Below are 24,599 nucleotides of genomic sequence, written 5' to 3'. Positions count from 1 at the left end.
GCGCATCAGCGGGGCCCGGCGTCGACGAGCGTGAAGAACACCTTCCCGCGCGCGGACGCGCCGGCAACCTTGGCCGCCTGATCCGGCCGAGCGGCGACCACGAGGAGGCCCTCGGCGTCCTGGGATCCTAGCCACGCCCCAGCTGCACCAGCGCCGCCCGGGGCTCCGGCCCACAGGACGGGCACCCGGGCCGCGAGGACCGTCCCGGCGCCCGGCCCGCCGCCGGCGTCGGTGCTCAGCATCACGTCGACGAGCTGGCCCGGCCGCAGGAGCTGGAGCGAGGGCGGGTCCGCGACCCGGACCGGGACTGCTGCGGTATCCGCGGCGGTCCCCGCGAGGAGCCCCGGCCCGACGAGGCCTGCGTCCGTGATGGCCTCCCCGCTGCGCACCGGGCCCGCGAGCCGCTGCCCCACGAGCCGGGAGGGATCCGAGGAGGCGCCCTGCGGCACCGCGTCGGCCGGAAGCCGGGCCACGCGCAGCTCGCCTCCGGAGAGGGTCGCCCCGCCGGCGAGGTCCCGCGCGGCAACGGCCACGGGCGCCATGGCGGCAGTGGGCGGCGTCAGCTCGTGCACGGCGGCGCCGGCTGCGACGCACAGCAGCGCCGCCGCGAGGGTGCGGCGGCGCCGGTCGAGGAAGCGGCGCAGCGGGCTGCGCGGAACGGACGCCCAGGGACGGGCTGAGGCGGGCGTGCGCTTCGGCGCGGGGCTGCGGGTCATGCCGCCACGCTAGGGCGGCGGCGCCGGCCCTGCGTCAGGCGAGGTCGCCTATGTGCACGGCACGCGAGCTGCGCCGCCTGTGGAGGGGAAGAAGGTCAGTTGGCGGCGGCTGCAGCGGCCGGCTTGGTGTCCTTCGACCCGGACTCCTTGGCCGGAGAGGCGGCCGGGGTGCTGCTGGAGCTGCCCCCACGCGAATCCGTGCGGTAGAAGCCAGAGCCCTTGAAGACGACGCCTACCGTGTTGAACTTCTTGCGCAGCGTGCCGCCGCACTCGGGGCAGACCGTGAGCGAGGCGTCGCTGAACGACTGGACCGTCTCGAAGGCGTGGTCGCAGTCTTTGCAGGCGTAGGCGTAGGTAGGCACAGGAACTCCTTCTGAACAGGGCAGAGGCCGCCGCACCGCCCGGCGCGGCGTCCCCGCTCCGGGAGCGTCGGTCCGGTTGGCAGTCACGGGCCTCGAGTGCTAATGCTAACAGGCCCGCGCGCGCGGCTATTCCGTTCGCGCCCCGGCGCCGCCCAGGCCGATGATCCCGCCTGGGGTGACGGCGGCGTCCACGCGGCGGTCCAGCGCATCCGCCGGGACGGCACCCGAGGCGAGCACCTCGCCGTCGTACACCACGGCCGCGGTGGGAAGGCGCGTCCCGAGCGCCGCCGCGAGGGCGAGGAAGCGGTCGTAGTACCCGCCGCCCTGGCCGAGGCGGCGGCCGTCCGCGTCCAGGGCCGTGGCCGGGAGGAGGATCCCCGAGACCGGGGGACGCCCGGGACCGCCGGCGAGGACCTCATCGGCGGCCGCCACCGTGCCCACCGGCTCCTGCACCGGGGCATAGCGGCTCCGCGCGAACTCGATCCCCGGGTGCCACTCGACCCAGCCGAGCTGCCGCGCGGGCAGGCAGATCGGGAGCATGACCCGGAACCCGTCCGCGTGCAGGCTCCCGAGGAGGTCCGCCGTGGGGGGCTCAACGCCCACACCCAGATAGGCGGTCACCACGGACCCGGCAGGCAGAGTCCGGCGCGCCCACGCCAGGCCGTGCCCGGCGATGAGGGGCGCGGCGGCGGCCACATCGGCGGGCGCGAGGGCGCGGCGCGCCGACCAGATCCGGGCGCGCAGGGAGGACTTGAGCTCGGCGGTCTCCATGGCGTGACTCTATCCGTGCATGTCCCGTACTCGTATAGAGTGTGCCTCGTGTCTACCTCCAGAGCTGTCAGGAAAGCCGTCATCCCTGTCGCCGGTCTCGGGACTCGGTTCCTGCCGGTGACCAAGGCCATGCCCAAGGAGATGCTCCCCGTCGTCGACAAGCCCGCGATCCAGTACGTGGTCGAGGAAGCGGTGTCGGTGGGCCTCGAGGACATCCTGATGATCACGGGCCGCAACAAGCGCGCGCTCGAGGACCACTTCGACCGCGTCCCCTCGCTCGAGTCCGCGCTCGAGGCCAAGGGCGACCGCAAGAAGCTCGCCGCCATCCAGGAGTCCAACAACCTCGGCGACATCCACTACGTCCGCCAGGGCGACCCGAAGGGCCTCGGTCACGCCGTCCTGTGCGCCGAGCGCCACGTGGGCAACGAGCCCTTCGCCGTGCTCCTCGGCGACGACCTCATTGACGAGCGGGACGAGCTCCTCGGCGAGATGATCCGGGTGCAGCAGGCCACCGGCGGCTCGGTCGTGGCCCTCATGGAGGTCCCGCACGAGACGATCTCCTCCTACGGCTGCGCCGACGTCACCGAGGTCGCTGGCGAGAGCTACGTGCAGGTGCACGGGCTTGTCGAGAAGCCGGCTCCCGAGGACGCCCCGTCGAACCTCGCCATCATCGGCCGCTACGTGCTCCACCCCGCCGTCTTCGACGTGCTGCGCAGCACCGAGCCGGGACGCGGCGACGAGATCCAGCTCACCGACGCCCTGCAGACCCTCGCCCGGCGCGAGGGCGAGGGCGGCGGGGTGTACGGCGTGGTCTTCCGGGGCCGCCGCTACGACACCGGGGACAAGCTCTCCTACCTCAAGGCCGTCGTGACCCTCGCGTGCGACCGCGACGAGTTCGGCGCCGACCTGCGCTCGTGGCTCGCGGACTTCGTGGCCGAGGGCGCGGACGCGGCGTCGGCCCGCGGCTGACGCGGAGCATGTCGGCATCGGGCCTCTGGCCCGTCACGCTGCGCGCCGGAGACCTGGCTCTCCGGCCGCTGCGGATGGGGGACCGCGCGGAGTGGATGGCGGTGCGGTCCCGCAACAGGGCCTGGCTCGCCCCGTGGGAGGCCTCCAACCCGCAGCCCGGCGGCTCCCTGCCCACCTTCCGGGACATGGTCCGCTCCCTCACCCGGCAGGCCCGGGAGGGGTCCTCGCTGCCGTTCGTCATCACCCTCGATGACCCCCGTGCCCGCAAGGCGCCGATCGTCGGGCAGCTCACGGTGTCCTCCATCGTGTGGGGCTCGGCGCTCATGGCCACCCTCGGCTACTGGGTGGACCGCGAGCACGCGGGCCGGGGGATTGCGCCGACGGCGGTCGCCCTCGTGACGGACCACTGCTTCCGCGAGATGGGCCTGCACCGGATGGAGATCAACATCCGCCCGGAGAACGCCCCGAGCCTGCGGGTGGTCGAGAAGCTCGGCTTCCGGCACGAGGGCCTCCGCCCCCGCTACCTGCACATCAACGGGGCGTGGGCGGACCATGAGTCCTTCGCCCTCACCGCCGAGGAAGTCCCCGAGGGAGGCCTGCTGGGCCGCTGGCTCGCCTCCCGCCGCTGAGGCGACGGACGACGGCGGGCCCCGCCGCTGCCGGCAGTCCCTCCTTCCGCCGAGGTTCTCGCGACACACCGGCGCTAATACGGGCGGCGCCCCGGCGATCCTCCTACGGTTCTGAGTATGGATCTCGCCCTCAGCAGCTCGACGGTGCTCGGCGCCGCCGTGATCGTGTGGCTGCTGTGGGTTGCCCCGTACTTCCTGCGTCGGCGCGCCGAGCAGCCGGCCGGCGAGGCTGCCCTGCTCATGGAGTCCCTGGAGCCCGGTCGGCGCGATGCCGCATCCGCCATGTCCTCCTCGGCCCGGGGCGGCACACCCGCTCCGGCGGCCCCCGTGGCCGGGACGCCGCGGCTGCGCATCCGGTGGGGCCGGCTCGCTGTTGCCCTGATGGGGCTGGGCGCCCTCGTGGCCGCCGTCGTCACCCTCGTCCTCATGATCGTGGGCGTCCCGGCCTGGGTGCCGCTCGCCTGCCTGGCCACGGCAGTGGGCGCCGTGGCGGTGCTCCGCTCCCTGGCCGTGCGCGACCGGAAGCGGCGGCTGAGCACGGCCTTCAGCGCGGCCATGGCCACGCCCGCTCCGAAGCCCGGACCGCCGGCGCGGACGCAGAGCGAGGTGTTCGACGCCGGCCGAGAGCCGGCGCCCGCTCCGCGCACCGTGAGCAAGGAGGAACTGAGGTCCATCGCCCTCGAAGTCGCCAAGGCCTCCCAGGCCAGCGCGGAGGCGGCGGCACGGGCCAGTGGCGAGCAGGACCCCGAGTGGGCCCCCACGGAGGTCCCCAGGCCCGCCTACCTTGAGGCGGCGAAGGCCGAGCGGCCCGATCCCGAGCCGATCCCGGTGGCCGCCGCGCCCGCCCCCGAGGGGCGCCCCCTCAAGCCCGCTGCGGAGGCGCCCGAACCCGGCTCGGTGCCGGACGTGCCCGCCCTCGGCGCGGCCAAGGGGGCCGCCCGTGGCGGAGCCCTGGGGAACCTCGACGAGGTCCTCCAGCGGCGGCGCGCCTAGCGTCTCCGAAGGCCGGCAGGCGACCGCTCCGAGGCCCGTTCCGATTTGGATTTTGGCGGCCGCACCAGTAACGTAGTTCCCGCACCGAGGGGTCTTAGCTCAGTTGGTAGAGCGCTTCGTTCGCATCGAAGAGGTCAGGGGTTCAAATCCCCTAGGCTCCACGTTGTCCCTCGTCAGGGGGAACTTTCAGGGTCCCAGCCAGTCAGGCTGGGACCCTGTCTGTGTTCGGAGTGGACGTGCTCCGGGCTGCCCCGCTTCGAGCCCCGGCTAGGGCTAGGCCCGCTAGGGCCGCCCGTCGCCGGGGCCTGGGCCGGGGCTGGCTCCGGGGGTGGCGTCCGGGCCGCTGCCGGGTGCCGGCGGGTAGGGCGGCCGCTGGGCCGGGTACTGGGGCTGCTGCTGTGACCCGTAAGGCTGCTGCTGGGACCCGTAAAGCTGCTGCTGGGACCCGAAGGGCTGCTGCTGCGGGGGGTACTGGGGCTGCTGCTGGGATGGGTACTGGGGCTGCTGCGCACCGGAGCGCCGCTGGAGGTAGCCGGCGCCGGGATACCTGTCGAAGCGCTGGCCCAGGGGGTTTTCCCGCTGCACGAGCATCACGATCAGCGCAATCCAGCCGAGCACGGGGATCAGGACGAGCAGGAGGAACCACGCGCTGAGGTTCGCGTCGTGGAGCCGACGCGCCGCGACCGCGAGGCCGGGCACTACCGTGGCGAAGAACCACAGCCCGCCGAGGGGGCTCGTGCCTGTGGACTGGCCGTTGATGACGGTGGGGCCGATCGAGTTGAGGATCCCGGACGCGATCGCCGAGGCGAGCGCCCACCACCAGTACTCGCTGCGGCTCGCGCGGCCTGTGAAGACCGCGTACTTCTGGAAGACGCGCTTGACCGCCTCGATGGGGGGAGCGCCGTAGTAGGGGAGTTCGAGCGGGGGGACTGCACCGCCGGCCGCGTAGGGAGGCTGCTGGATGGTCATCGGAGACGTTCCTTTTGCCGGATGGAAGGCGATGCCATCGTGCTAGGAACGCCCCAACGGGCCGGGGAAGGGTACGAAGGCCCGGGGAGTCAGCCGAGCAGGCCCAGGCCGCGCACGGCCTCCCGCTCTGCCTCGAGTTCGGCGACGGACGCGTCGATGCGCGTGCGGGAGAACTCCGGGATGTCGAGGCCATGCACGATCGAGAACCGGCCGCCTTCGCTGCGTACGGGGAACGAGCTCACGAGCCCCTCCGGAACTCCGTAGGAGCCGTCCGAGACCACACCGGAGGAGGTCCACCGCCCGGGTGTCCCGTGCACCCAGTCCCGCACATGGTCGATCGCCGCGCTCGCTGCGGATGCGGCGGAGGACGCCCCGCGCGCCTCGATGATCTCGGCTCCGCGCCGGGCCACCCGCGGGATGAACTCGGTCTCGAGCCAGGCCTGGTCCACGAGGGAGGGCACGGGCTGGCCGCCCGCCGTCGCATGGGTGACATCCGGGTACTGGGTGGCGGAATGGTTGCCCCAGATGGACACTCCGTCCACGTCCGGCGTGCGGCAGCCGAGCTTGGCCGCGAGCTGCGCCACCGCACGGTTGTGGTCGAGCCTCGTCATGGCGGTGAAGCGCTCACGCGGCACGTCCGGGGCGTTCGTCGCCGCGATCAGCGCATTGGTGTTGGCCGGGTTGCCGACGACGAGGACGCGCACGCCGCTGGCCGCGTGGTCGTTGATGGCCCTGCCCTGGGGCCCGAAGATGCCGGCGTTGGCCTCGAGGAGGTCCGAGCGCTCCATGCCCGCCGTCCGTGGCCGTGACCCCACGAGCAGGGCGACGTCCGCGCCGTCGAACGCCTCCGCCGGGCTGTCCGTGACGTCGACCGAGACGAGGGGGCCGAAGGCGCAGTCGGCGAGCTCGAGGGCCGTGCCCTCCGCGGCGCGCACGGCGGCGGGGACCTCGAGGAGCTTGAGCCGGACCGACGTGTCCGCACCGAGCATGGCGCCGCTCGCGATCCGGAAGAGGAGCGCGTAGCCGATCTGGCCTGCGGCTCCGGTGACGGTGACGGTGACGGGCTGCTGGGCGGTCATCCGGCCAGCCTAGCTGCCCCCGCCGTGCCGGGCACGGCTCAGAGCCACTGCTTCCACTTGAACACCAGCCACAGGGCGAAGCCGGCCACGACCATGAGCACGAGCGCGTACGGGTACCCGAGGTCCCACTCGAGCTCGGGCATCGTCTTGAAGTTCATGCCGTAGATGCCGGTGACCAGGGCCGGGGCGAAGAAGATGGCCGCCCACGAGGAGATCCGCTTGACCTGCTCGTTCTGGGCCAGGCTCGTCTCGTTCTGCCGGTTGGCCGTGAGGGTGCCGTCGAGGACCAGCGCGTTCTGCAGGAGGTCGCGGAACGCGTCGGCGCGGGAGACGATCTGCTCGAGGTGGTCGTGCACGTCCCGCAGGCTGCGCTGGAGCTCGATCTCGACCCTGTACTTCCCGAAGCCTCCCTCCAGGCCCTCCACCATGCGCTTGAGGGGGTGGACCGCGCGCTGGAACTGGATGACCTCGCGGGTGAGCTCGTAGATGCGGCGCGAGACGCCGGGGTCGTTGGCGAAGAGCTGGTCCTCGATCTCGTCGATGTCGTTCTCGAGGCCGGCGACGACCGGCTTGTAGTCGTCCACGACCCGGTCCAGCAGGGCGTAGAGCACCGCCTCGGGCCCATGGCGCAGGAGGCCGGGGTCCGCCTCGAGGCGCTTCCTGACAAGCCCCACGCCGGCGGTCTCGGCGTGCCGGACCGTGACGACGTAGTTCGGGCCGGTGAAGACGTGCAGCTCGCCGAACTCCACCGTCTCCGTCGCATCGATGTATCGCGCGGGGCGCAGCACCGTGAACAGCATCTCGTCGTAGCGCTCCATCTTGGGCCGCTGGTGGGCGTTGATCGCGTCCTCCACGGCCAGGTCATGCAGGTGGAACTCGTGGGCGACCTCGGCCATCTCCTCGGGGGAGGGGCGGTAGAGGCCGATCCACGCCATGCTGCCGCCGGTCGCCTCTAGCGTCTCGAAGGTCTGCTCGAGCGACTCGGGGTGGGCTGCCCTGCGGCCGTCGACATAGACGGCGTTGTCGATGATCGTCACTGGCCCATTATCGGCGGCCCGGCGTCCGACGCCGGTGCTGCCGCGGTCTCCGCGGCGCGGCGGGTGCGGTCCGCGGCGCGGCGCAGGAGCGAGTCGGCGCGGTAGTCGATGTGGGCGTGGAGCGCGAGGACGGTCTCGGAGCGGATGACCCCCCTGATGCGCAGCACCTGCCTCAGGGAGGCCTGGAGCTCATGGGTGTCCCCGGCGACGAGGCGGCACCAGATGTCGCCGCGGCCCGAGATCTCGTACGCCTCGAGGATGGTGGGGATGCGCCGCAGCCCCGCCACCACCGAGTCGAGCTCGCGGTGCACCACCTCGAGCGTGATGAAGGCGACCACGTCATAGCCCAGCGCCTCGAGGTCCACGTCCCGTCCGCTGCTGCGGAGCACCTCGGCGCGCTCGAGTCGGCGCAGCCGGCTCTGCACGGTGTTCCGCGCCACCCCGACGCGCGCGGCGAGCTCGGCGATCTGGGCCCGGGGCTCCTCGACGAGGGCCAGCACGAGCCGCAGATCGGTGGCGTCCAATGCGCTCATTGATCACTCCAAGGTCAGTGCGAGAACATCTTTTGGTCACGGAGCTCAATGCAGGGCGCTCCAGATGACCTTCACGGCCATTCTGCCCGACTCTGGGGGCATGACCCTGATTGCCGAGCTGCGCATGCGCGCGCCCGCGGCCCGGACCGGCTGGGATGCCACGCGCACCGTGCGGCTCGTGTTGTCCGGCTCCGTCCTCTTCCTGCTCCTGATCGGCGCGAACCTCGCCACCCCGCTCTATGCGGGCCTGCAGCAGCGACTCGGCTACGGGAGCCTGGGCACCGCGGTGGCGTTCGCGAGCTATGTCCTGGCCCTCGTCGGGGTCCTTGTCAGCGCCGGCCACTGGTCCGACCATGTGGGCCGCCGCGCCGCCATGGTCCTGGCCGTCCTGGTCGGGATGGCCGGCAGCGCCGTGTTCGCGTTCGCGGGGTCGCTCCTCCAGCTCTGCGCCGGCCGGGCGCTCCAGGGCATGGCCGTGGGCCTGGCCACTGGGGCCTGCGCGGCGGCGCTGCGCGAGCTCCTCCCGCACCGGCCCGAGTGGGCCTCGCGGTTCACGCTGCTCGCCTCCTCCGGCGGCGTGGCGCTGGGCCCGCTCCTCGGCGGCGCCCTGGCCCTCACGTCGGGCGGCCCGGCGGTCCCATTCCTCCTCCACACGGCCGCGCTCGGGGTGCTGCTCGTGCCGCTCGTGCTCGTGCGGGCCAGGCCCGCCCCGCAGCTCCCCGCGGGCGCCCGGCAGGGACGGGTGCTGGCCCCGCGCAGCCTCCGCGGCGCCGTCCCGGCTCCGCCGGCGCGGGCCTCGTTCTGGGTCGCGGCGGCCACCGGCTTCCTCAGCTTCGCCCTCTTCGGCTACCAGCTCGCCCTCTCCCCGGGCGTCTTCGCCCGCGCACTCGGGCACGGGTCGCCGCCGCTGCTCGGGGCGCTCGCGGGTCTGTCCCTCGCCTCCTCCGCGGTGAGCCAAGTGCTGGCGCCGGCCGGCCGGCGTCGTGGGCGAACCGACGGGGCCGGCGGCCTCGCCGTGCTCGCCGCCTCCCTCGCGGCCCTGGCCTGGGGCACCGCCGCCGAGAACCCTGCGGTCCTCATCGTGGCGAGCGCTGCCGCCGGGTTGGGGCAGGGGACCGCGTTCCGCGCAGGATTCGACGCGGTGGCGGCGTCCGTGCCGGCCACGGCGCACGCCCGCACGGTGAGCCTGCTCTATGTCGTGACCTATCTCGGGAGCGCCGTTCCGGTGGTGGGCCTCGGGGCGGCCGTCGGTGCGGTGGGCCTGACCGCCGCGGCGGTCGGGTTCCTCGGCGCGTGCGCCGGAGCCGCGGCCGCGCTCGCGGCGGCCGCCCTGGTGCTGGGGGCCCGCCGGCGCTGATCCGGGAGCCACGAACCGCCAGCAGAGAACCTTCTGCAAACAAATGACTGCAAAGAACCACTTGCAAAGAAACCTTTGCGTATTTATCCTTCAAGAGTGGAGACAACCCCAGGACGCGGCGCCCCGGAGCCCAAGCGCACCGTCGACGTCGCCTCGCTCAAGGCACTCGCCCACCCGCTGAGGGTGCAGATCCTCGACACCATCTCGCGGCTGGGCCCGCAGACCTCCGGGACCCTCGCCGAGCTCCTCGGGGAGTCCACCGGGGCCACGAGCTACCACCTCCGCCAGCTCGCCAGGCATGACTTCCTGCGCGAGGTCGAGGGCCGGGGCTCCGCCCGCGAGCGGTGGTGGGACCGCCCCAAGGGCAGCCTCCAGATCGTCACGCGCGAACTCGCCGACAACCCCGCGACCAGCGAGGCCGCGCATCTGGTGAGCCGCGAGTTCGAGCACCACCGGGCGGCCGCCCTCGCGGACTTCATGGAGCGCGGCTGGCTCGAGGAACCCTCCGACTGGTCGGACTCGGCCATGGTCAGCACCACCAACGTCCGGCTCACGGCCGCGCAGCTCGCCGACGTCTCGGCCCGGCTCGAGGCCTACGCCGAGGAGCTCCTCGCGCCGTACCGCGGACAGGGAGATGCCGAGGGCCTCCGCCCCGTCCAGATCCACATCAACGCCTTCCCCCTGGCCGTCGGCAGGCACGCCGCCGCGGCCCCGCACCCCCCTCAGGAGAAGCCATGAGCACCGCCGCCATCGGCCGTCCGGCCGCCCGCACCGCCCACCGCACCGCCGCCGAGGAGCTCGCGCTGCGGCTCGGCGAGGCCCTCGTCGCCTGGGCCGAGCGGCCCCGGGGCCGCGGGATCGACGTCGAGCGCCTGGCCCAGGCGGAGGACCGGCGCGCCGACGCCCGCTTCGCCGAGCCGCTCGGCCTTCACCACTGGCTGCGCTAGAGCCAACGGCCCGGGGGCTCAGTCCGGCAGCGGCCCCCGGCCGGGGATCTGCTCGAAGACGAGCGTCGTCTCGGTGTGCCCCACCACCGGATCGGTCGTCAGGTGGTCCAGCACCCAGTCGCGCAGTTCCTCGGTGCTGCCGACAGCGATGTGCAGCAGGTAGTCGACGGCGCCGGAGGTGTGGAACGTGGCCAGCACCCCGGGAAGCTGCGGCACCCGGGAGGTGAAGGCGTCGATCTGGTCGCGGTCGTGGGCGCGCAGGCGCACCGAGATGAGTGCCTGAACGCTGCGTCCCACCGCCGAGAGGTCCACCTTGGCCTCGTACCCGGTGATGATGCCGCGCTCTGAGAGCGAGCGGGTGCGCATGAGGGCGGTCGAGGGGGCGATCCCGACGATCTCGGCTAGCTGCTTGTTCGTGATCCGGGCATCCTCGACCAGTGCCGCCAGGATCCTGCGGTCCACCTCGTCGAGGGGCTCGCCGCCCGGAGGGTGGTGGCCGGCCGCGGGCTGCGGGCGGCCGGGGCTCGGCGTAGTCACGGGTTTCCTCCTCGGTTGCGGCCTGCCCATGATATGCGAGCGGAGCTCATCGCTCGGCGGGGTGCACCGCCCAGGAGGCGAGCGCCGTCGCGAGCGCCACGCCGGCGACGCCCAGCACGAGCGCGGCCCAGCCCCCGGTGTGGAAGACGAGCCCGCCGGCCCAGCCCAGCAGGCTTGAGCCGCCGTAGTAGCCGAGGTTGTACAGGGAGGCGGCCTGGGCCCGCCCCGCCGGGGCGAGGGCCCCGGTCCAGCCCGAGGCGATGCCGTGGGCGGCGAAGAAGCCCGCCGTGAACACGAGCAGGCCGGCGAGGACTGCCGGCAGCCATTCCGCGGCCAGCACGACGGCGCCCGCCGCCATCGCCACGGTGCTCGCCACGAGCACGGTGCGGCGCCCGTAGCGCTCGCTGAGGCGGGCGGCGAAGCCTGAGCTGAAGGTCCCCGAGAGGTAGGCGACGAACACGAGGCTCGCCAGGCTCGCCGGCAGCCAGAACGGCGCGGCCTCGAGGCGGAAGCCCAGATAGTTGTACACGGCCACGAAGGAGCCCATGAGCACGAACGCCTGCGCGTAGAGCATGAGCAGGCGCACGCTGCGCAGCTGTGCGGCGAGCTTGCGGGCCACCGCGGCCGCGGCGGCGCCGATCCCGCCCTGCGTCCGCGGTGCGGGGGAGAAGCCCCGGGACCGCGGGGCGAGGACAATGAACGCCACCGCCGCCACCGCCCCCAGGACCGACACCGCGATGATCCCCAGGCGCCACCCGATCAGGTCCGCGAGCGGGCCTGCGACGAGGCGCCCGGCGAGGCCGCCCACGGTGGTGCCGGCGATGTAGGTGCCCGCGGCCACCGCGGCGTGGGCCCTGCTGACCTCTTCGCTCAGGTAGGCGATCGCGATTGCCGGGACGGAACCGAGGGCAACGCCCTCGAGGAAGCGCAGGGCGAGGAGGGCCTCGAAGCTCGGGGCGAGCGGCCCGGCGAGCCCGAGCACCGTGGCGGCGAGGATGCCCCACCGCATGGCCCCGACGCGGCCGATCCTGTCCGCGACGAAGGACCACGGCAGGACTGCGACCGCCAGGCCCAGCGTCGCGAGCGAGACCGTGAGCGCCGCCCGGGCAGGGTCGATGCCGAGCTCGGCGGCGAGGCGGGGGAGGAGCGCCTGGGGCGAGTAGAGCTGGGCGAAGGTCGCGACCCCGGCGAACGCGAGGGCCAGGATGAGCCGCCGATAACCCCGGCTGCCCTTCGGGTGGCCCTGCCAACGGGCCGCTGCTGGTGCTGTCCCGGGGCCTGCGCTCATGTCCCCCACCCTAGGAAGCCGCCAATGCATGCGTCCAATACACTTATCGATGGAACACATGCCCGCAATGCATAGGTGGTGCCCGATGACCCCGGCCAGACCGCCGGCCCCGCTCCACGGCGAGCTCGCGAGGCTCCTGCCCCTCCTCCCCGTCCTCGACGCGGTCGGCCAGACCCGGCACGTCACCGCCGCCGCGGAGCTCCTGGGGGTGCCCCAGCCCACGGTGAGCCGTGCGCTCGCCCGGGCGGCCGGCGTCGTCGGTGCCGAGCTCGTGCGGAAGGAGGGCCGCGGCATCCGGCTCACCCCTGCGGCGGAACAGCTCCTGCCCGCCGTCCGCACGGCGCTCGAGGAACTCCAGCGCGGGCTCGATGCGCTCCACGAGCGCGCCCACCAGGCCCGCGGACTCGTGCGGCTCAGCTTCCAGATGACCTTCGGCGAGTCCGCCGTGCCGGTGTTCGTCAGCGGGTTCCGGGCCGACCACCCCGACGTCCGGTTCGAGCTCATCCAGGGCTCCCGCCAGCACTGCCTGGATACCCTCGCGGACGGCCGGGTGGACCTCGCCATCGTGTCCCCGCGGCCCGAGCCGACCCGGGACCTCGACAGCGCCACCCTCTACGTCCAGGGCGTGCGGCTGGCGGTCCCGGCCGGGCACCGGCTCGCAGGGAGGGAGTCCGTGCGGCTGGGCGAGGTCGCAGACGAGCCGTTCGTGGCGCTCGAGCGGGGGTTCGGGATGCGCAGCATCCTCGACCGGCTCGGCAGGGACGCCGGCTTCCGGCCGGACATCGCGTTCTCGGGCCAGGACTCGCGCACGCTGCTCGGGCTCGTCTCGGCGGGCCTCGGCGTGGCGCTCGTGCCGCCCTCGAGCGCGGCGCACGGCGCCGTGTACGGCTCGACGCGCCACGGCGAGGCGCTCGGCTGGGCCGAGCTCGCCCTCGAGGACGAGGGCGCGTTCCGCGAGATCGGCCTCGTATGGCCGCGGATCGTCGGCGAGCCTCCGCAGGTGCGCCTCTTCCGCGAGCACGTGCTGGCGCTCGACGCCGACCTGCTCGCGGACGCGTTCGGCCGGTAGGGCCGTCTCCGGCCCCGCTCCCGGGGCAAGGGTGCGCGCGGCGCTCAGTGGCCGAAGGTCTCCGGATCCGCGGCCTCGGGGCCCCGTCCGTCCAGCGCGTCCAGCGCCACAAGCTCCTCGTGGGTGAGGTCGAAGCCGAACACGTCGAGGTTCGACGCGAGCCGGTCGGGGTGGGCCGACTTCGGGATCGCCACGAGCCCCTGCTGGGTGTGCCAGCGCAGCACCGCCTGGGCCGGGGTCACGCCGTGCGCCCGGGCGGCGGAGAGAACGGCCTCCTCGGCGAGCAGCTCCTGCCCGCGCCCGATCGGCGTGTAGGCCTCGGTGACGGTGCCGTGGCCGAGGTTGAAGGCGCGCGCCTCGTGCTTGACCCAGTACGGGCTGATCTGGAGCTGGTCCACGTCCGGCGCGACCCCGGTCGCCTCGATGAGCCGCTGCAGGTGGGAGGGGAAGAAGTTGGACGCCCCGATCGAGCGGACCTTGCCCTCCGCCCGCAGCCTGATCAGCCCCTCCCACGCCTGCACGTAGGTGTCCTGGTCGGGGTTGGGCCAGTGGATGAGGAACAGGTCCAGGTACTCGACGCCCAGCTTGCGGACCGCGTTCTCCCAGGCCGTGCGGACGCCGTCGGCGCTGTGCCAGGCGCGGTTGAACTTCGTGGTGATGAACACGTCCCCCCGGTCGAGCCCGGAGCGGCGGATGCCCTCGCCGACCCCGGCCTCGTTGCCGTAGTTCTCCGCGGTGTCGACGTGCCGGTAGCCGAGCTCGAGGGCGGCCGCCACGACGTCGGCGGCCTGGGTGTCGTCGAGGGGCCACGTGCCGAGGCCGATCTGCGGGATGGAGTGTCCGGACGGAAGCGTGATGAACGGTGCCGTAGCCATGGCCCCAGCCTATGGCGCCGCTCCGGATGTGGGCAGGGCCCGCGCGGGATGTATGCCGGGCCGGTCAGCGGGCGAAGCGCGCCACCACGGCGGCCGCGTCCTCGTCCCGCCCCTCGCGCCAGCCGGTCCCGGCCCACAGGCTCGTGCGCTCGGGGCTGCCGGCCCGCACCGAGGCGGCCTTCATCGGCGCCGTGAGGTGGTGGAGCACCGGGTAGGCCGAGGGCGCATCGGCGAACCTGCGCATGAAGCCGTTCTCGAGTCCGCGGGCCCACTTGCCGGAGAAGGCGCGCGTGGGGGCCGTGCGCCCCGGGCCCGGGTCCGCGAGGGCGGCCCGGTGCACGGGGTTGGTCCCCGCCTCCGGCGTGCGCAGGAACGCGGTCCCGAGCTGGACGGCGGCGGCCCCGGCGTCCCTGGCGGCCGCGGCGGCGCCGGGCGTGCCGATCCCGCCGGCGGCGACGACCGGCAGATGGGCCCCCGCCGCAGAGAGGGCGGAGCCGACGGCGGCCACGAGCTCGGGGAGCGTGCCCGCGAACGGCCGCAGGCCGAGGAAGGACCCCGAATGGCCGCCCGCATCCGGGTGCTGGACGACGAGGGCGTCCATGCCGAGCTCGGCCGCGGCCAGCGCCTCGTCGGGGCACGTGACGGTCTGGAGGACGAACGCTCCGGCTGCCCTGAGCGCCACCACGGCGTCGCGGCCCGGCAGCGCGAACGTGAAGGAGACTGCCGCCGGGACCCGCCCGAGGAGGAGTTCGAGCTTGGCCGGGTACCCGTCGTCGTCGCTCCAGCGCGGCTCCGGGACGTCCGCTCCGACGGCGGCGGCCTCGGGCAGGAGCCGCTCCCGGTAGGCGAGCACGGCGTCCCGGTCCGCCTCCGCGGGCGCCGGGACGAAGAGGTTGACGCCGAACGGGAGCGCTCCGTCCATCGCGTCGAGATCCGCAGCGAGCGCCTCGGGCGCCTTGTAGCCGCCCGCGAGGAACCCGAACCCGCCGGCGGCGCCGACCGCCCGGACCAGATCGGGCCGGCTCGGGCCGCCCGCCATGGGCGCGGCGACCACGCCGCCTCCGAACAGGTCCACCGGCAGCGTCGCGTCCATGCGCCCACCCTACGCGGTCAGTAGGCTGTGCGGGTGAGCATCCAGAGCCTGCCGGCCGGACCCATGGTCGGCCTCGACATCGGCGGCACCAAGACCCGCGGCATCAAGGTGGTCGGCGGCAGGGTCGTCGCCGATCTCGAGGTCGGCAGCGCCAACGTCCAGAACGTGAGCCGCGAGACGGCCGCCGCGAACCTCGCCGAACTGTTCGCCCGGCTCGAGGCCCCGGACGCCGCCCTCGTCTTCGCGGGCGCCGGCGGGATCGATACGGCCGCCGACGCCGAGGCCCTCGCCTCCCTGATCCGCCCGCACGTGCCCGCCGCGAGGGTCGAGGTCGTCCACGACTCGCGCCTCCTGCTCGCCGCCGGCGGCGCCCGGACCGGGGTGGCAGTGATCGCGGGGACGGGCTCGGCGGCCTGGGGCACGAACGCCGACGGCGAGGAGGCCCGCGCCGGCGGCTGGGGCTACCTCCTCGGGGACGAGGGCAGCGGGTACTGGCTCGGCCGCGAGGCCGTCCGCTACAGCCTCCACCGCATGGACCTCGGCCACGACCCGGACGCGCTCACCCAGTCCCTGCTGGCAGCCACCGGCCTCGCCCAGCCCGGCGAGCTCATCGCGCACTTCCACTCGCCCGAGACCGGCAGGCGCTACTGGGCGCAGCAGTCCCGCGTCGTCACGGAGGCCGCCGACGCCGGCCACGCGGGCGCCGGCTTCCTCGTGGACCAGGCCGCCCACGACCTCGCCCGGATGGCAGCCCAGGTGGCCCGCCAGCTCGGGATTGACGGCCCGGTCATCCTCGGAAGCGGGCTCGGGATGAACGTGCCGCGGCTGCAGGAGGGGTTCCGGGCCGCGCTCGCCGAGCAGGGCATCACGGACGTGAGGGTGCTGGACCGGGACCCCATCTTCGGCACGATCGAGCTCGCGGGCGCCGCCGGCGGGACGGAACGCGGCCCCGGAGCCTGATCGCCGGGGCGGACGCCGCGGACCTCGGAAAGGCCCGGGTCCCGCGGCGCGCTGCGCTGATAGGCTCCCCTCAGCACGCCGAGACCGACCGTCAGCGACCATTGAGGTGTACGTGTCCGATCCCATGATCGAGTTCCACGAGGTGAGCAAGGTCTACGGCGGCCTCAGGGCCGTCGACCGCCTGAGCCTGAGCGTGCCCCGGGGCCAGATCACGGTCTTCGTGGGGCCTTCCGGGTGCGGGAAGACGACGTCGCTGCGCATGGTCAACCGCATGGTGGAGCCCACCGCCGGGACCATCACCGTGGACGGCAGAGACATCGCCTCGAAGCCCGCCCCGCTCCTGCGCCGCTCCATGGGCTACGTCATGCAGGCCGCCGGGCTCATGCCGCACCGCACGGTGGCGGACAACATCGCCACGGTCCCGCGGCTCAACGGGGTCTCCCGGGGCGCCGCGCGGGCCCGCGCCCGCGAGCTGCTCGACGTTGTCGGGCTTCCGCAGGACCTCGGCGGCCGGTATCCCGCGCAGCTCTCCGGCGGCCAGCAGCAGCGCGTCGGGGTGGCGCGGGCCCTCGCCGCCGACCCGCCCGTGCTGCTCATGGACGAGCCGTTCAGCGCGGTGGACCCGGTGGTGCGGCACGAGCTCCAGCAGGAACTCGTGCGGCTGCAGCGCGACCTCGGCAAGACGATTGTGTTCGTCACGCACGACATCGACGAGGCCGTGCTCCTGGGCGACAGGATCGCCGTGTTCGCCGTCGGGGGCAGGCTCGCCCAAGTCGCTGCCCCGGAGGAGCTCCTGCGCGCGCCGGCCGACGAGTTCGTCTCGGGCTTCGTGGGACGGGACCGCGGATTCCGCCACCTGGGCTTCTACGACGACTCCGGGCTCGCGGTCGAGCCCGCCGAGACGGTCCGTGCCGCGGACGTCGCCTCGGGCCGGGCCGACGAGTGGGCGGTGGCGATCGACGCCGACGGCCGCCCCGTGGGGTGGGCCGGGCCGGCGTTCCCCGGCACACTGGTCAGCGGCGGCTCCCTGCACCGCGCCGGCAGCACCCTGCGCTCCGCCCTCGACGCGGCGCTGTCCTCGCCCTCCGGCCGCGGCGTCGTGGTGGACGACGCCGGGCGCCTCCTCGGCACCGTCGGCGCGGCAGAGGTCATCGCCCACGCCGACCGGCGGCGGACCGAGTCCCAGCGCGCCCGCGCCGCCGTCCCGGAGGGCGGCGCCTGATGGAGTGGGCGGCGGCCAACCTGGGCCGGATCCTCTCCCTCACCGGCCAGCACCTCGTCCTGGCCCTGGTCCCGCTCCTCCTCGGACTGCTCATCAGCCTCCCGCTCGCCCAGGCGGTCCGCCACCGCCGCGCCTGGCGCACCGGGCTGCTGACCCTCAGCTCGGTCCTCTACACCGTTCCCTCGCTCGCCCTGTTCATCATCCTCCCGGTGCTCCTCGGGACGCGGATCCTCGACCCGGTGAACGTGATCGTCGCCCTCACCGTCTACGCCGTGGCGCTCCTCGTCCGGTCCTCCCTCGACGCCCTCGATTCGGTGGACGGCGAGCTGAGCCTCGCCGCCGAGGCCCTGGGCCACACCGCGGCGACCCGCTACTTCCGGGTGGACCTGCCGCTCTCGCTGCCCGTGCTCGTCGCGGGGCTGCGTGCGGTGTCGGTGAGCAACATCTCCCTCGTGAGCGTCGCCGCCCTCGTCGGCATGCCCAACCTCGGGGTCCTCTTCACCGAGGGCCTCCAGCGGGGCTTCATCACGGAGATCGTCGTGGGACTCGTGGCGATCCTCGTCCTGGCCCTCGTCATGGACCTCGCGCTCGTGCTCGCAGGGCGGCTGCTCTCGCCCTGGGCGCGGCACGTCGACGGCGCGGGGCAGCGGAAGGCGGCCCGCTCGTGAACCTCCTCGCGCAGACCTGGGCGTGGCTCACCGACCCGATGAACTGGAGCGGGTACTCCAGCATCCCGGGGCGCCTCGGCGAGCACGTCTTCTACACCGTGCTCACCCTCGCCATCGCCGCGGCCATTGCCCTGCCCATCGGCGCCTACGTGGGCCACACCGGGCGGGGACGCGTGCTCGTCGTCGCGGCCGCGGGCGCCCTGCGCGCCATCCCCACCCTCGGGCTGCTGGTGCTGTTCGTGCTGCTCGCCGGGATCGGCCTCATGCCGCCGATCTGGGCCCTCGTCATCCTCACCATTCCGCCGCTGCTGGCGGGAACCTACTCGGGCATCGCGGCGGTGGACCCCGTGGTGGTCGACGCTGCACGGGCGCAGGGGATGCGCGAGTACCAGGTGCTGCTGCAGGTCGAGCTGCCCAACGCCGTCCCCGTCATCTTCGGCGGGGCCCGCGCCGCGATCCTGCAGGTGATCGCGACGGCGACCGTCGTCGCCTACACCAACCTCGGCGGCCTCGGCCGGTACATCTTCGACGGGCTCGCCCTCTCCGACTACCCCCAGATGCTCGGCGGCTCGGTCCTCGTGGCCGCCCTCGCCGTCGTGACCGACCTCGTCCTGGGCACGCTCCTGCGTGTCCTCGTCCCACGCACGCCCTCCGCGAGGGAGGCAGCAGCCCCCGCCGCGGCCGTTACGGAAGGAATGCCATGACCCAGCACCCCCTCACCCGCCGCAAGGCGCTGGCCGCCGCGGCAGCGGGCCTCGGGCTGACCCTGGCCCTGAGCGCCTGCGGCGGCTCCTCCAACCCGCTCAGCTCCGGCAGCGCCGCGCCCGCGAGCGGCGGCGCCGGCAAGGCCCTGGTCATCGGCTCGGCGGACTTCACCGAGAGCCAGATCATCGCCGAGCTCTACGCCGGTGCCCTCAACGCCGCGGGCGTGCAGGCCACGACCAAGCCCAACATCGGGGCCCGCGAGGTCTACTACAAGGCGGTGCAGGACGGCTCCATCGATGTGGTCCCCGACTACACCGGCAACCTCCTGCTCTACGTGGACCCGAAGGCCACCCAGGTCTCGGCCGCCGACATCGCGGGGGCGCTCCCGGGCAAGCTCCCGCAGGGTCTCGGGATCCTGGACCCGGCGAAGGCCGAGGACAAGGACGCCATGGTGGTCACCAAGGCCACGGCCGCGAAGTACCAGCTCAAGAGCCTCGAGGACATGGCCAAGGTGTGCGCCGACCTCGTGATCGGCGCGCCTGCGACCTTCGAGAAGCGCGCCTACGGGCTGCCCGGGCTCAAGGACAAGTACAGCTGCGTCCCGAAGCAGTTCCAGCCGATGAGCGACGGCGGAGGGCCCGTCACGCTCAAGGCGCTCCTGTCCAACGACATCCAGGTCGCCGACATCTTCACCACCACGCCGTCCATCGCGGACAACGGACTCGTGGTGCTCGACGACCCGAAGAACAACTTCATCGCGCAGCAGGTCGTCCCGCTCGTGCGGACGGACACCGTCAACGACAAGGCGAAATCGGTGCTCAACGCCGTCTCCAAGCAGCTGACCACCGACGACCTCGTGAACCTCAACCGGGCCGTCAGCGGGAACCAGAAGCAGTCCCCGGCCGACGCCGCGAAGGCGTGGCTGAAGGAGAAGGGCCTCGCCTCCTGACCCCTCCCGGGGCACGCCACAGGGTGTGAGCAGCATCGCACAGGTGCTGCCCACGCCCTGTGGCATATTAGGGAAATGGCCCAGTTCACGCAGTCCTCCAAGCTCCACAACGTCCTGTACGACATCAGGGGCCCGATCCTGGAGGCTGCCCAGCAGATGGAGGCCGAGGGCCACCGCATCCTCAAGCTGAACATCGGCAACCCGGCCCCGTTCGGCTTCGAGGCGCCGGACGCGATCCTCGTGGACATGATCCGTCACCTGCCGCATGCCCAGGGCTACAGCGACTCGCGCGGCATCTTCTCGGCCCGCACCGCGGTCTCGCAGTACTACCAGACCCGCGGCATCCAGAACATCCACGTCGATGACATCTACCTCGGCAACGGCGTCTCAGAGCTGATCACGATGTCGCTCATGGCGCTGCTCGAGCAGGGCGACGAGATCCTCGTCCCGATGCCCGACTACCCGCTGTGGACGGCCTCCGTGTCGCTGGCCGGCGGCCGCGCCGTCCACTACCTGTGCGACGAGGACCTCGACTGGGAGCCCGACCTCGACGACCTCGAGTCGAAGATCACCTCGCGGACCAAGGGCATTGTGGTCATCAACCCGAACAACCCCACCGGGGCCGTCTACTCGGACGCCACGCTGCGGCGGATCGTCGAGCTGGCCGAGAAGCACGGCCTGATCATCTTCGCCGACGAGATCTACGAGAAGATCCTCTACGAGGACACCACACACACCAACCTCGCCGCGTTCACGGGCGAGGACGTGCTATGCCTGACCTTCTCGGGCCTGTCGAAGGCGTACCGGGTCTGCGGGTACCGGGCGGGGTGGATGGCCATCTCCGGCCCGAAGAAGGAGGCCGCGGACTACCTCGAGGGCATCAACCTCCTGGCCAACATGCGCCTGTGCGCCAACGTCCCGGCCCAGCACGCGATCCAGACCGCGCTCGGGGGCTACCAGAGCATCAAGGACCTCATCCTGCCCGGCGGCCGGCTGCTCGAGCAGCGCAACAAGGCCTACGACATGCTCAACGCCATCCCCGGCGTCTCGACGAAGCAGGCCCGGGGCGCCCTGTACCTGTTCCCGCGGCTCGACCCCGAGGTCTACCGGATCCGCGACGACGAGAAGTTCGTCCTGGACCTCCTGCGCGAGCAGAAGATCCTGCTCTCCCACGGCCGGGCCTTCAACTGGCACGCCCCGGACCACTTCCGCATGGTCACGCTCCCGGCCGTGGCGGACATCGAAGAGGCCATCACCCGTATGGCAGACTTCCTGAGCAGGTACAGGGGCAACTGACCCGGCACCGCCGGGTCTGAGCGCGAGGGGGCCGCATGGGCAAGCGCAAGGCGGGGCACGGCTTCACCGAGGCCCCCGAGGACTTCCTCGTGGTCGGGCCGGACTTCCGGCTCGACCGCGTCGACCCGGCGTCGACCCCCGGGTTCACGGGGGGCAAGTCCGACGGCGAGACGATCCTCGCGGAGCGGGACCCCCACCTCGCCGACCTGCAGGAGCGGCTGTTCGCCGAGGGCAAGGGCGGCGGCACCCGCTCGCTCCTGCTGATCCTGCAGGCCATGGACACCGCCGGGAAGGGCGGCATGATCAGCCACGTGGTCGGCGCCGTCGACGTCCAGGGCGTCCAGCTCGCCGCCTTCAGGGCGCCGACCGACGAGGAGAAGAAGCACGACTTCCTCTGGCGGGTCGAGAAGCAGCTCCCGGGCCCGGGCATGCTGGGCTGCTTCGACAGGTCCCACTACGAGGACGTCCTCATCCACCGCGTGCACAACTGGGTTGACGCCACCGAGCTCGAGCGGCGCTACTCCGCCATCCAGGACTTCGAGGCGCACCTGCACGCCTCCGGCACCGAGATCGTCAAGGTCATGCTGCACATCAGTAGGGAGGAGCAGGGCCGCCGGCTCGCAGCCCGGCTCGACGATCCCACCAAGTACTGGAAGTACAACCCCTCGGACCTGAGCGAGCGCAAGCTCTGGGGCTCCTACATGGACGCCTACCAGATCGCGATCGAGCGCACGAGCGCGCCCTATGCGCCCTGGTACGTCGTGCCCGCGGACAACAAGTGGTACGCGCGCATGGTGGTCCAGGAGCTCCTCGTCGCGGCGCTCGAGCGCATGGACCCGCAGTGGCCGGCGCCGGCGTTCGACATCGAGGAGCAGAGGGAACTGCTGGCGCAGAGCTGACCGCGCCCTAGGCTTCCGCGGCCGGCCCCGCCGCAGTGCCGTCGCCGCGCGCGGCGTCCAGACGGCGTCGTGCACCCTCGAGCCATTCCTCGCAGCGGTTCGCGAGGGCCTCGCCCCGCTCCCACAGCGCGAGCGAATCCTCCAGGCTCACGCCACCGGCCTCGAGCCGCGAGACGACCGCCACGAGCTGCTCGCGCGCCTGCTCATAGGAGAGGTCCTCGAAGGTCTCCTTGGTGTCCTCACTCATCGGTCGGTCCTTCCTGCGGGGCTGTGGTCTGCGGTGCCGCCGTGGGGCGCGGCAGCCTGGGGTGCGGTGTGGGTGATGTCCGCGAGCTGGCCCTCGCTGCGGGCGGCGATCGTCCCGCGGGCGAGCCTGACCCTGAGCGCGGTCCCCGAGGGGGCATCCTCCGGGGCACGCACCACCGCGGCGGCCGGGCCGTCGAGGATCTGCACGACCGAGTAGCCGCGATCGAGGGTCTGCTGCGGCGAGAGGGCGCGGACCTGGGCGCGAAGGTGCGCTACAGCGTCGGACGCGCGGGCGACGGCGCCGCCCACCGCCGAGCGCGAGCGCACCCTCAGGCGCTCGAGCTCCTCGTGCCGGGTGTCCACCATGGTCTCGGGCGCGGCCAGCACGGGCCGGCTCCGGATCGATGCGAGCCGATCCGATTCCCGCTCGACGAAGAGGCGCACCTGCCGGTCGATCCGGTCGCGGCACTGGCGCACGCGCAGGAGCTCCTCGGCCACGTCGGGCACGATCCGCTTCGCCGCGTCTGTGGGGGTCGAGGCGCGCAGATCGGCGACGTCGTCGAGGATGGGCCGGTCCGCCTCGTGCCCGATCGCGCTGACCACGGGCGTCATGGCATCGGCCACCGCCCTGACGAGCGCCTCGTTGCTGAAGGCGAGCAGGTCCTCGAGCGATCCGCCGCCGCGGGCGATCACGATCACGTCGACCTCGGGCCGGGCATCGAGCTCCTTGAGCGCCCCGAGGACCTCGGCGACCGCGTTCGTGCCCTGGACGGCGACCTCGCGCACCTCGAACGCGACGGCGGGCCAGCGCAGGGCGGCGTTGCGCATGACGTCCTTCTTGGCGTCGGAGTCTCGGCCGGTGATGAGGCCGATCCGGTGGGGGAGGAGCGGCAGGCGCTTCTTGCGCTCCTCGGCGAAGAGCCCCTCGGCCCCGAGTGCCTGGCGCAGGTTCTCGATGCGGGCCAGCAGGTCTCCGAGCCCCACCGGGCGCATGTCCCGCACGGCCATGCTGAGCCTTCCGGTCTTGAGCCACATCTCGGGCTTGACGAGGGCCACGACGCGGGAGCCGCGCTGGACCGGCTCGCGGAGCCTGGCCATGACGGTGCCCCAGGCGGAGGCCGGCAGGGAGATCTCGGCGTCGACGTCCCGGAGGGTCATGTACGCGGTCTGGCCGCGCCGCGTCATCTCGATGACCTGCCCCTCGATCCACACGTGGGGCGAGCGCTCGATGTGCTCCTTGAGCTTGCGGGAGAGGACATGGAGCGGCCACGGGTTCTCCGGGCTGGTGTCCGAGGCGCGCGCGGGCAGCGTGGATGCCGAGCCCTCGCCCGGTGCGTCCTGGGCCTCGTCGCCGGCTGGGCCGGCCGGGTCGGGGCGGGCGGTGCTGTTCATGGCGTCGGGGCTCATGGAATCTGGGGATGCTTCCATCTCTGCCACCATAGTTCACGACTACCACGCCCCTCCGACACTCCCGCGGCCTGCGGGTGCCTGGCCGCGGAGGCCCGGCCGCGGAGGGCCGGCCGCAGGGGTCTGGCGTCCCCCGCGGCGGTACCGGCGTCGATAGGATGGTGGCGTTGCCGACCCCGGGAAGTCCATGCGCTCCGTTTTCTCCGCCCTGTCCATCCTGCTCGCCGTCGTGCTGACCGCGGCCGCCGTCCCGTCGCTCTGGATCGAGCGCAACGTCGTGGACGAGGGCGGGTTCGTCCGCCTGCTCGAACCACTGCGGAGCGATTCCGCGTTCCAGTCCGCGCTCGCGACCTCGCTCGCGACCACCGTCGCCTCTGCCTCCGGCGTTCCCCAGGCGTTCCAGCCGGCGGCGACGCGCCTGGCGAACGAGATCACCAACGGCCTGACCACGGACCCCGGCTTCCCCGCGGCCTGGGACGAGACGCTACGCGAGAGCCATCGGCTCAACTTCACCCAGGCCGCTGCGTCGACCTCGGCGTTCACGCTCGAGCTGCGCCCCTTCGTCGATGTGCTGCTCAAGAGGCTCGGCTCGAGCCTCGGCGTGCAGGCCGGGGAGTCGCCGAGCATCCAGGTTCCGGTGGGCACGGCGCAGCAGCGCTCCTGGCTCACCGCCGCCCAGGAGGCCGCCTCGTACGCCTGGCCCCTCACGGTGGGCGCCGTGCTCGCCTTCGCGCTCGGGCTCCTCTTCGCACGACGCCGGAGGGTCGCCCTGGCATGGTCCGGCCTGGGCCTGCTCCTGGTCGCCGCGGTGCTCGCGGCGGGGGCCTTCCTGGCCTCGGGCGTCGCCTCGGCGCAGGGCGGGTCGGGGAGTGTCGCCACCGTCTTCGCGACCCGGGCGGGAAAGCTCTTCGCCGACTCGTTCCTGCCGTGGGCGGGGGTCGTGGCCCTCGTGGGCGCGGCCTGCCTCGTGCTCGCGGCCGCGCTCGGCGTCCGTGGGCGTGCGGTCCGCGGGCGCCGGTAGCA

Annotated in this window: 28 protein-coding genes and 1 tRNA gene; 16 read left to right on the top strand and 13 right to left on the bottom strand. The window is 73.1% G+C overall.

Translation table 11 applies throughout. The annotated features are described in order from the left end of the window. Positions 1-5 precede the first annotated feature (5 nt). The 3 genes from cpaB to J2W20_RS02145 form a co-directional block, all read right to left on the bottom strand. Positions 6-716 carry a Flp pilus assembly protein CpaB gene (gene cpaB, locus J2W20_RS02155; protein WP_307004158.1) on the bottom strand — a complete coding sequence of 237 codons (711 nt, stop codon included), beginning with the start codon at positions 714-716 and terminating at the stop codon, positions 6-8. 95 nt (positions 717-811) lie between these two features. Further along, a complete protein-coding gene (locus J2W20_RS02150) occupies positions 812-1,078 on the bottom strand; it encodes an FmdB family zinc ribbon protein (RefSeq protein WP_307004156.1) in 267 nt (88 codons plus the stop codon). 126 nt (positions 1,079-1,204) lie between these two features. Beyond that, positions 1,205-1,849, bottom strand: a complete 645-nt coding sequence (locus J2W20_RS02145) for a 5-formyltetrahydrofolate cyclo-ligase (protein ID WP_307004154.1) — start codon at positions 1,847-1,849, stop codon at positions 1,205-1,207. Between the two features lie 48 nt (positions 1,850-1,897). Between J2W20_RS02145 and galU the strand changes: the two genes are divergently transcribed. From galU to J2W20_RS02125, 4 genes are all read left to right on the top strand, one after another. Next, positions 1,898-2,818 carry a UTP--glucose-1-phosphate uridylyltransferase GalU gene (galU, locus tag J2W20_RS02140; RefSeq protein WP_307004153.1) on the top strand — a complete coding sequence of 307 codons (921 nt, stop codon included), beginning with the start codon at positions 1,898-1,900 and terminating at the stop codon, positions 2,816-2,818. Positions 2,819-2,826: 8 nt separating this feature from the next. After that, complete coding sequence (locus J2W20_RS02135; RefSeq protein WP_307004151.1) at positions 2,827-3,447, top strand: GNAT family N-acetyltransferase; 621 nt, start codon at positions 2,827-2,829, stop codon at positions 3,445-3,447. Positions 3,448-3,564: 117 nt separating this feature from the next. Next, positions 3,565-4,440, top strand: a complete 876-nt coding sequence (locus J2W20_RS02130; protein WP_307004149.1) for a hypothetical protein — start codon at positions 3,565-3,567, stop codon at positions 4,438-4,440. An 88-nt stretch (positions 4,441-4,528) separates the two neighbouring features. Continuing rightward, a tRNA-Ala gene (locus tag J2W20_RS02125) sits at positions 4,529-4,601 on the top strand. A 121-nt stretch (positions 4,602-4,722) separates the two neighbouring features. On the opposite strand, the gene J2W20_RS02120 is transcribed toward J2W20_RS02125, so the two are convergent. The 4 genes from J2W20_RS02120 to J2W20_RS02105 form a co-directional block, all read right to left on the bottom strand. Continuing rightward, positions 4,723-5,409, bottom strand: a complete 687-nt coding sequence (locus J2W20_RS02120) for a DUF805 domain-containing protein (RefSeq protein WP_307004148.1) — start codon at positions 5,407-5,409, stop codon at positions 4,723-4,725. Between the two features lie 89 nt (positions 5,410-5,498). Beyond that, positions 5,499-6,488 (bottom strand): malate dehydrogenase, encoded by a 990-nt coding sequence (locus J2W20_RS02115; protein WP_307004147.1) that lies wholly within the window; start codon positions 6,486-6,488, stop codon positions 5,499-5,501. 38 nt (positions 6,489-6,526) lie between these two features. Further along, entirely contained in the window at positions 6,527-7,525 is a 999-nt protein-coding gene (locus tag J2W20_RS02110; RefSeq protein ID WP_307004145.1) for a magnesium and cobalt transport protein CorA, read from the bottom strand. Then, on the bottom strand, positions 7,522-8,058 hold the full coding sequence (locus tag J2W20_RS02105) for an Lrp/AsnC family transcriptional regulator (protein WP_307004143.1): 537 nt from the start codon (positions 8,056-8,058) through the stop codon (positions 7,522-7,524). The genes J2W20_RS02110 and J2W20_RS02105 overlap by 4 nt, the downstream gene beginning before the upstream one ends. 100 nt (positions 8,059-8,158) lie before the next feature. On the opposite strand from J2W20_RS02105, the gene J2W20_RS02100 reads away from it, so the two are divergent. The 3 genes from J2W20_RS02100 to J2W20_RS02090 all read left to right on the top strand — a co-directional run bounded on the left by J2W20_RS02100 (position 8,159) and on the right by J2W20_RS02090 (position 10,362). Continuing rightward, entirely contained in the window at positions 8,159-9,415 is a 1,257-nt protein-coding gene (locus J2W20_RS02100) for an MFS transporter (protein WP_307004141.1), read from the top strand. A gap of 96 nt (positions 9,416-9,511) precedes the next feature. After that, positions 9,512-10,153 (top strand): ArsR/SmtB family transcription factor, encoded by a 642-nt coding sequence (locus J2W20_RS02095; RefSeq protein ID WP_307004140.1) that lies wholly within the window; start codon positions 9,512-9,514, stop codon positions 10,151-10,153. Further along, positions 10,150-10,362 (top strand): hypothetical protein, encoded by a 213-nt coding sequence (locus J2W20_RS02090; RefSeq protein WP_307004138.1) that lies wholly within the window; start codon positions 10,150-10,152, stop codon positions 10,360-10,362. The genes J2W20_RS02095 and J2W20_RS02090 overlap by 4 nt, the downstream gene beginning before the upstream one ends. Positions 10,363-10,380: 18 nt before the next feature. On the opposite strand, the gene J2W20_RS02085 is transcribed toward J2W20_RS02090, so the two are convergent. Together J2W20_RS02085 and J2W20_RS02080 are read right to left on the bottom strand one after the other, a co-directional pair. Continuing rightward, entirely contained in the window at positions 10,381-10,899 is a 519-nt protein-coding gene (locus J2W20_RS02085) for an Lrp/AsnC family transcriptional regulator (RefSeq protein WP_307004137.1), read from the bottom strand. Between the two features lie 46 nt (positions 10,900-10,945). Continuing rightward, entirely contained in the window at positions 10,946-12,187 is a 1,242-nt protein-coding gene (locus J2W20_RS02080) for an MFS transporter (RefSeq protein ID WP_307004135.1), read from the bottom strand. A gap of 85 nt (positions 12,188-12,272) precedes the next feature. Here J2W20_RS02080 and J2W20_RS02075 point away from each other — a divergent pair, with 85 nt between their 5' ends. Next, entirely contained in the window at positions 12,273-13,256 is a 984-nt protein-coding gene (locus J2W20_RS02075; protein WP_307004134.1) for a LysR substrate-binding domain-containing protein, read from the top strand. 44 nt (positions 13,257-13,300) lie between these two features. Here the strand turns inward: J2W20_RS02075 and J2W20_RS02070 are convergent, their stop codons facing one another. Together J2W20_RS02070 and J2W20_RS02065 are read right to left on the bottom strand one after the other, a co-directional pair. Next, positions 13,301-14,131 carry an aldo/keto reductase gene (locus J2W20_RS02070; protein ID WP_307004133.1) on the bottom strand — a complete coding sequence of 277 codons (831 nt, stop codon included), beginning with the start codon at positions 14,129-14,131 and terminating at the stop codon, positions 13,301-13,303. A gap of 64 nt (positions 14,132-14,195) precedes the next feature. Beyond that, entirely contained in the window at positions 14,196-15,224 is a 1,029-nt protein-coding gene (locus tag J2W20_RS02065; protein ID WP_307004131.1) for a nitronate monooxygenase, read from the bottom strand. A 63-nt stretch (positions 15,225-15,287) separates the two neighbouring features. Between J2W20_RS02065 and J2W20_RS02060 the strand changes: the two genes are divergently transcribed. The 7 genes from J2W20_RS02060 to J2W20_RS02030 all read left to right on the top strand — a co-directional run bounded on the left by J2W20_RS02060 (position 15,288) and on the right by J2W20_RS02030 (position 21,923). Continuing rightward, positions 15,288-16,184, top strand: coding sequence for an N-acetylglucosamine kinase (locus J2W20_RS02060; protein ID WP_307004705.1), 897 nt, complete (start codon positions 15,288-15,290; stop codon positions 16,182-16,184). A 112-nt stretch (positions 16,185-16,296) separates the two neighbouring features. Next, complete coding sequence (locus tag J2W20_RS02055) at positions 16,297-17,406, top strand: ABC transporter ATP-binding protein (RefSeq protein WP_307004129.1); 1,110 nt, start codon at positions 16,297-16,299, stop codon at positions 17,404-17,406. Then, on the top strand, positions 17,406-18,074 hold the full coding sequence (locus J2W20_RS02050; RefSeq protein ID WP_307004127.1) for an ABC transporter permease: 669 nt from the start codon (positions 17,406-17,408) through the stop codon (positions 18,072-18,074). Before J2W20_RS02055 ends, J2W20_RS02050 begins: the two co-directional genes overlap by 1 nt. Next, the gene (locus J2W20_RS02045; RefSeq protein WP_307004126.1) at positions 18,071-18,778 is read left to right on the top strand and encodes an ABC transporter permease; all 708 of its coding nucleotides are present in this window, start codon (positions 18,071-18,073) and stop codon (positions 18,776-18,778) included. Before J2W20_RS02050 ends, J2W20_RS02045 begins: the two co-directional genes overlap by 4 nt. Further along, entirely contained in the window at positions 18,775-19,728 is a 954-nt protein-coding gene (locus J2W20_RS02040) for an ABC transporter substrate-binding protein (protein ID WP_307004125.1), read from the top strand. The genes J2W20_RS02045 and J2W20_RS02040 overlap by 4 nt, the downstream gene beginning before the upstream one ends. Before the next feature lie 75 nt (positions 19,729-19,803). Continuing rightward, positions 19,804-21,024, top strand: a complete 1,221-nt coding sequence (locus tag J2W20_RS02035) for a pyridoxal phosphate-dependent aminotransferase (RefSeq protein WP_307004124.1) — start codon at positions 19,804-19,806, stop codon at positions 21,022-21,024. Positions 21,025-21,059: 35 nt separating this feature from the next. Further along, a complete protein-coding gene (locus J2W20_RS02030; RefSeq protein WP_307004122.1) occupies positions 21,060-21,923 on the top strand; it encodes a polyphosphate kinase 2 family protein in 864 nt (287 codons plus the stop codon). Between the two features lie 7 nt (positions 21,924-21,930). Here the strand turns inward: J2W20_RS02030 and J2W20_RS02025 are convergent, their stop codons facing one another. Together J2W20_RS02025 and xseA are read right to left on the bottom strand one after the other, a co-directional pair. Next, positions 21,931-22,170 carry an exodeoxyribonuclease VII small subunit gene (locus J2W20_RS02025; protein ID WP_307004120.1) on the bottom strand — a complete coding sequence of 80 codons (240 nt, stop codon included), beginning with the start codon at positions 22,168-22,170 and terminating at the stop codon, positions 21,931-21,933. Beyond that, entirely contained in the window at positions 22,167-23,561 is a 1,395-nt protein-coding gene (gene xseA / locus J2W20_RS02020; protein WP_307004704.1) for an exodeoxyribonuclease VII large subunit, read from the bottom strand. Before xseA ends, J2W20_RS02025 begins: the two co-directional genes overlap by 4 nt. 202 nt (positions 23,562-23,763) lie before the next feature. Here xseA and J2W20_RS02015 point away from each other — a divergent pair, with 202 nt between their 5' ends. Then, on the top strand, positions 23,764-24,597 hold the full coding sequence (locus J2W20_RS02015; protein WP_307004118.1) for a hypothetical protein: 834 nt from the start codon (positions 23,764-23,766) through the stop codon (positions 24,595-24,597). The last annotated feature ends 2 nt before the right edge of the window (positions 24,598-24,599 follow it).

Origin of the sequence: Sinomonas atrocyanea (assembly GCF_030812675.1) — a bacterium.
Lineage (GTDB): Bacteria > Actinomycetota > Actinomycetes > Actinomycetales > Micrococcaceae > Sinomonas > Sinomonas atrocyanea_B.
The sequence above is the reverse complement of the archived record's forward strand: the minus strand, read 5'-3'. Positions and strand labels throughout refer to the sequence as shown.

Bases quoted from the DNA above. Each gene is read 5' to 3' on its own strand.
- cpaB (WP_307004158.1), bottom strand. From the start codon at position 716: ATGACCCGCAGCCCCGCGCCGAAGCGCACGCCCGCCTCAGCCCGTCCC.
- J2W20_RS02145 (WP_307004154.1), bottom strand. From the start codon at position 1,849: ATGGAGACCGCCGAGCTCAAGTCCTCCCTGCGCGCCCGGATCTGGTCG.
- J2W20_RS02135 (WP_307004151.1), top strand. From the start codon at position 2,827: ATGTCGGCATCGGGCCTCTGGCCCGTCACGCTGCGCGCCGGAGACCTG.
- J2W20_RS02130 (WP_307004149.1), top strand. From the start codon at position 3,565: ATGGATCTCGCCCTCAGCAGCTCGACGGTGCTCGGCGCCGCCGTGATC.
- J2W20_RS02120 (WP_307004148.1), bottom strand. From the start codon at position 5,409: ATGACCATCCAGCAGCCTCCCTACGCGGCCGGCGGTGCAGTCCCCCCG.
- J2W20_RS02115 (WP_307004147.1), bottom strand. From the start codon at position 6,488: ATGACCGCCCAGCAGCCCGTCACCGTCACCGTCACCGGAGCCGCAGGC.
- J2W20_RS02105 (WP_307004143.1), bottom strand. From the start codon at position 8,058: ATGAGCGCATTGGACGCCACCGATCTGCGGCTCGTGCTGGCCCTCGTC.
- J2W20_RS02100 (WP_307004141.1), top strand. From the start codon at position 8,159: ATGACCCTGATTGCCGAGCTGCGCATGCGCGCGCCCGCGGCCCGGACC.
- J2W20_RS02090 (WP_307004138.1), top strand. From the start codon at position 10,150: ATGAGCACCGCCGCCATCGGCCGTCCGGCCGCCCGCACCGCCCACCGC.
- J2W20_RS02080 (WP_307004135.1), bottom strand. From the start codon at position 12,187: ATGAGCGCAGGCCCCGGGACAGCACCAGCAGCGGCCCGTTGGCAGGGC.
- J2W20_RS02075 (WP_307004134.1), top strand. From the start codon at position 12,273: ATGACCCCGGCCAGACCGCCGGCCCCGCTCCACGGCGAGCTCGCGAGG.
- J2W20_RS02070 (WP_307004133.1), bottom strand. From the start codon at position 14,131: ATGGCTACGGCACCGTTCATCACGCTTCCGTCCGGACACTCCATCCCG.
- J2W20_RS02065 (WP_307004131.1), bottom strand. From the start codon at position 15,224: ATGGACGCGACGCTGCCGGTGGACCTGTTCGGAGGCGGCGTGGTCGCC.
- J2W20_RS02060 (WP_307004705.1), top strand. From the start codon at position 15,288: ATGGTCGGCCTCGACATCGGCGGCACCAAGACCCGCGGCATCAAGGTG.
- J2W20_RS02050 (WP_307004127.1), top strand. From the start codon at position 17,406: ATGGAGTGGGCGGCGGCCAACCTGGGCCGGATCCTCTCCCTCACCGGC.
- J2W20_RS02040 (WP_307004125.1), top strand. From the start codon at position 18,775: ATGACCCAGCACCCCCTCACCCGCCGCAAGGCGCTGGCCGCCGCGGCA.
- J2W20_RS02035 (WP_307004124.1), top strand. From the start codon at position 19,804: ATGGCCCAGTTCACGCAGTCCTCCAAGCTCCACAACGTCCTGTACGAC.
- J2W20_RS02030 (WP_307004122.1), top strand. From the start codon at position 21,060: ATGGGCAAGCGCAAGGCGGGGCACGGCTTCACCGAGGCCCCCGAGGAC.
- J2W20_RS02025 (WP_307004120.1), bottom strand. From the start codon at position 22,170: ATGAGTGAGGACACCAAGGAGACCTTCGAGGACCTCTCCTATGAGCAG.
- xseA (WP_307004704.1), bottom strand. From the start codon at position 23,561: ATGAACAGCACCGCCCGCCCCGACCCGGCCGGCCCAGCCGGCGACGAG.
- J2W20_RS02015 (WP_307004118.1), top strand. From the start codon at position 23,764: ATGCGCTCCGTTTTCTCCGCCCTGTCCATCCTGCTCGCCGTCGTGCTG.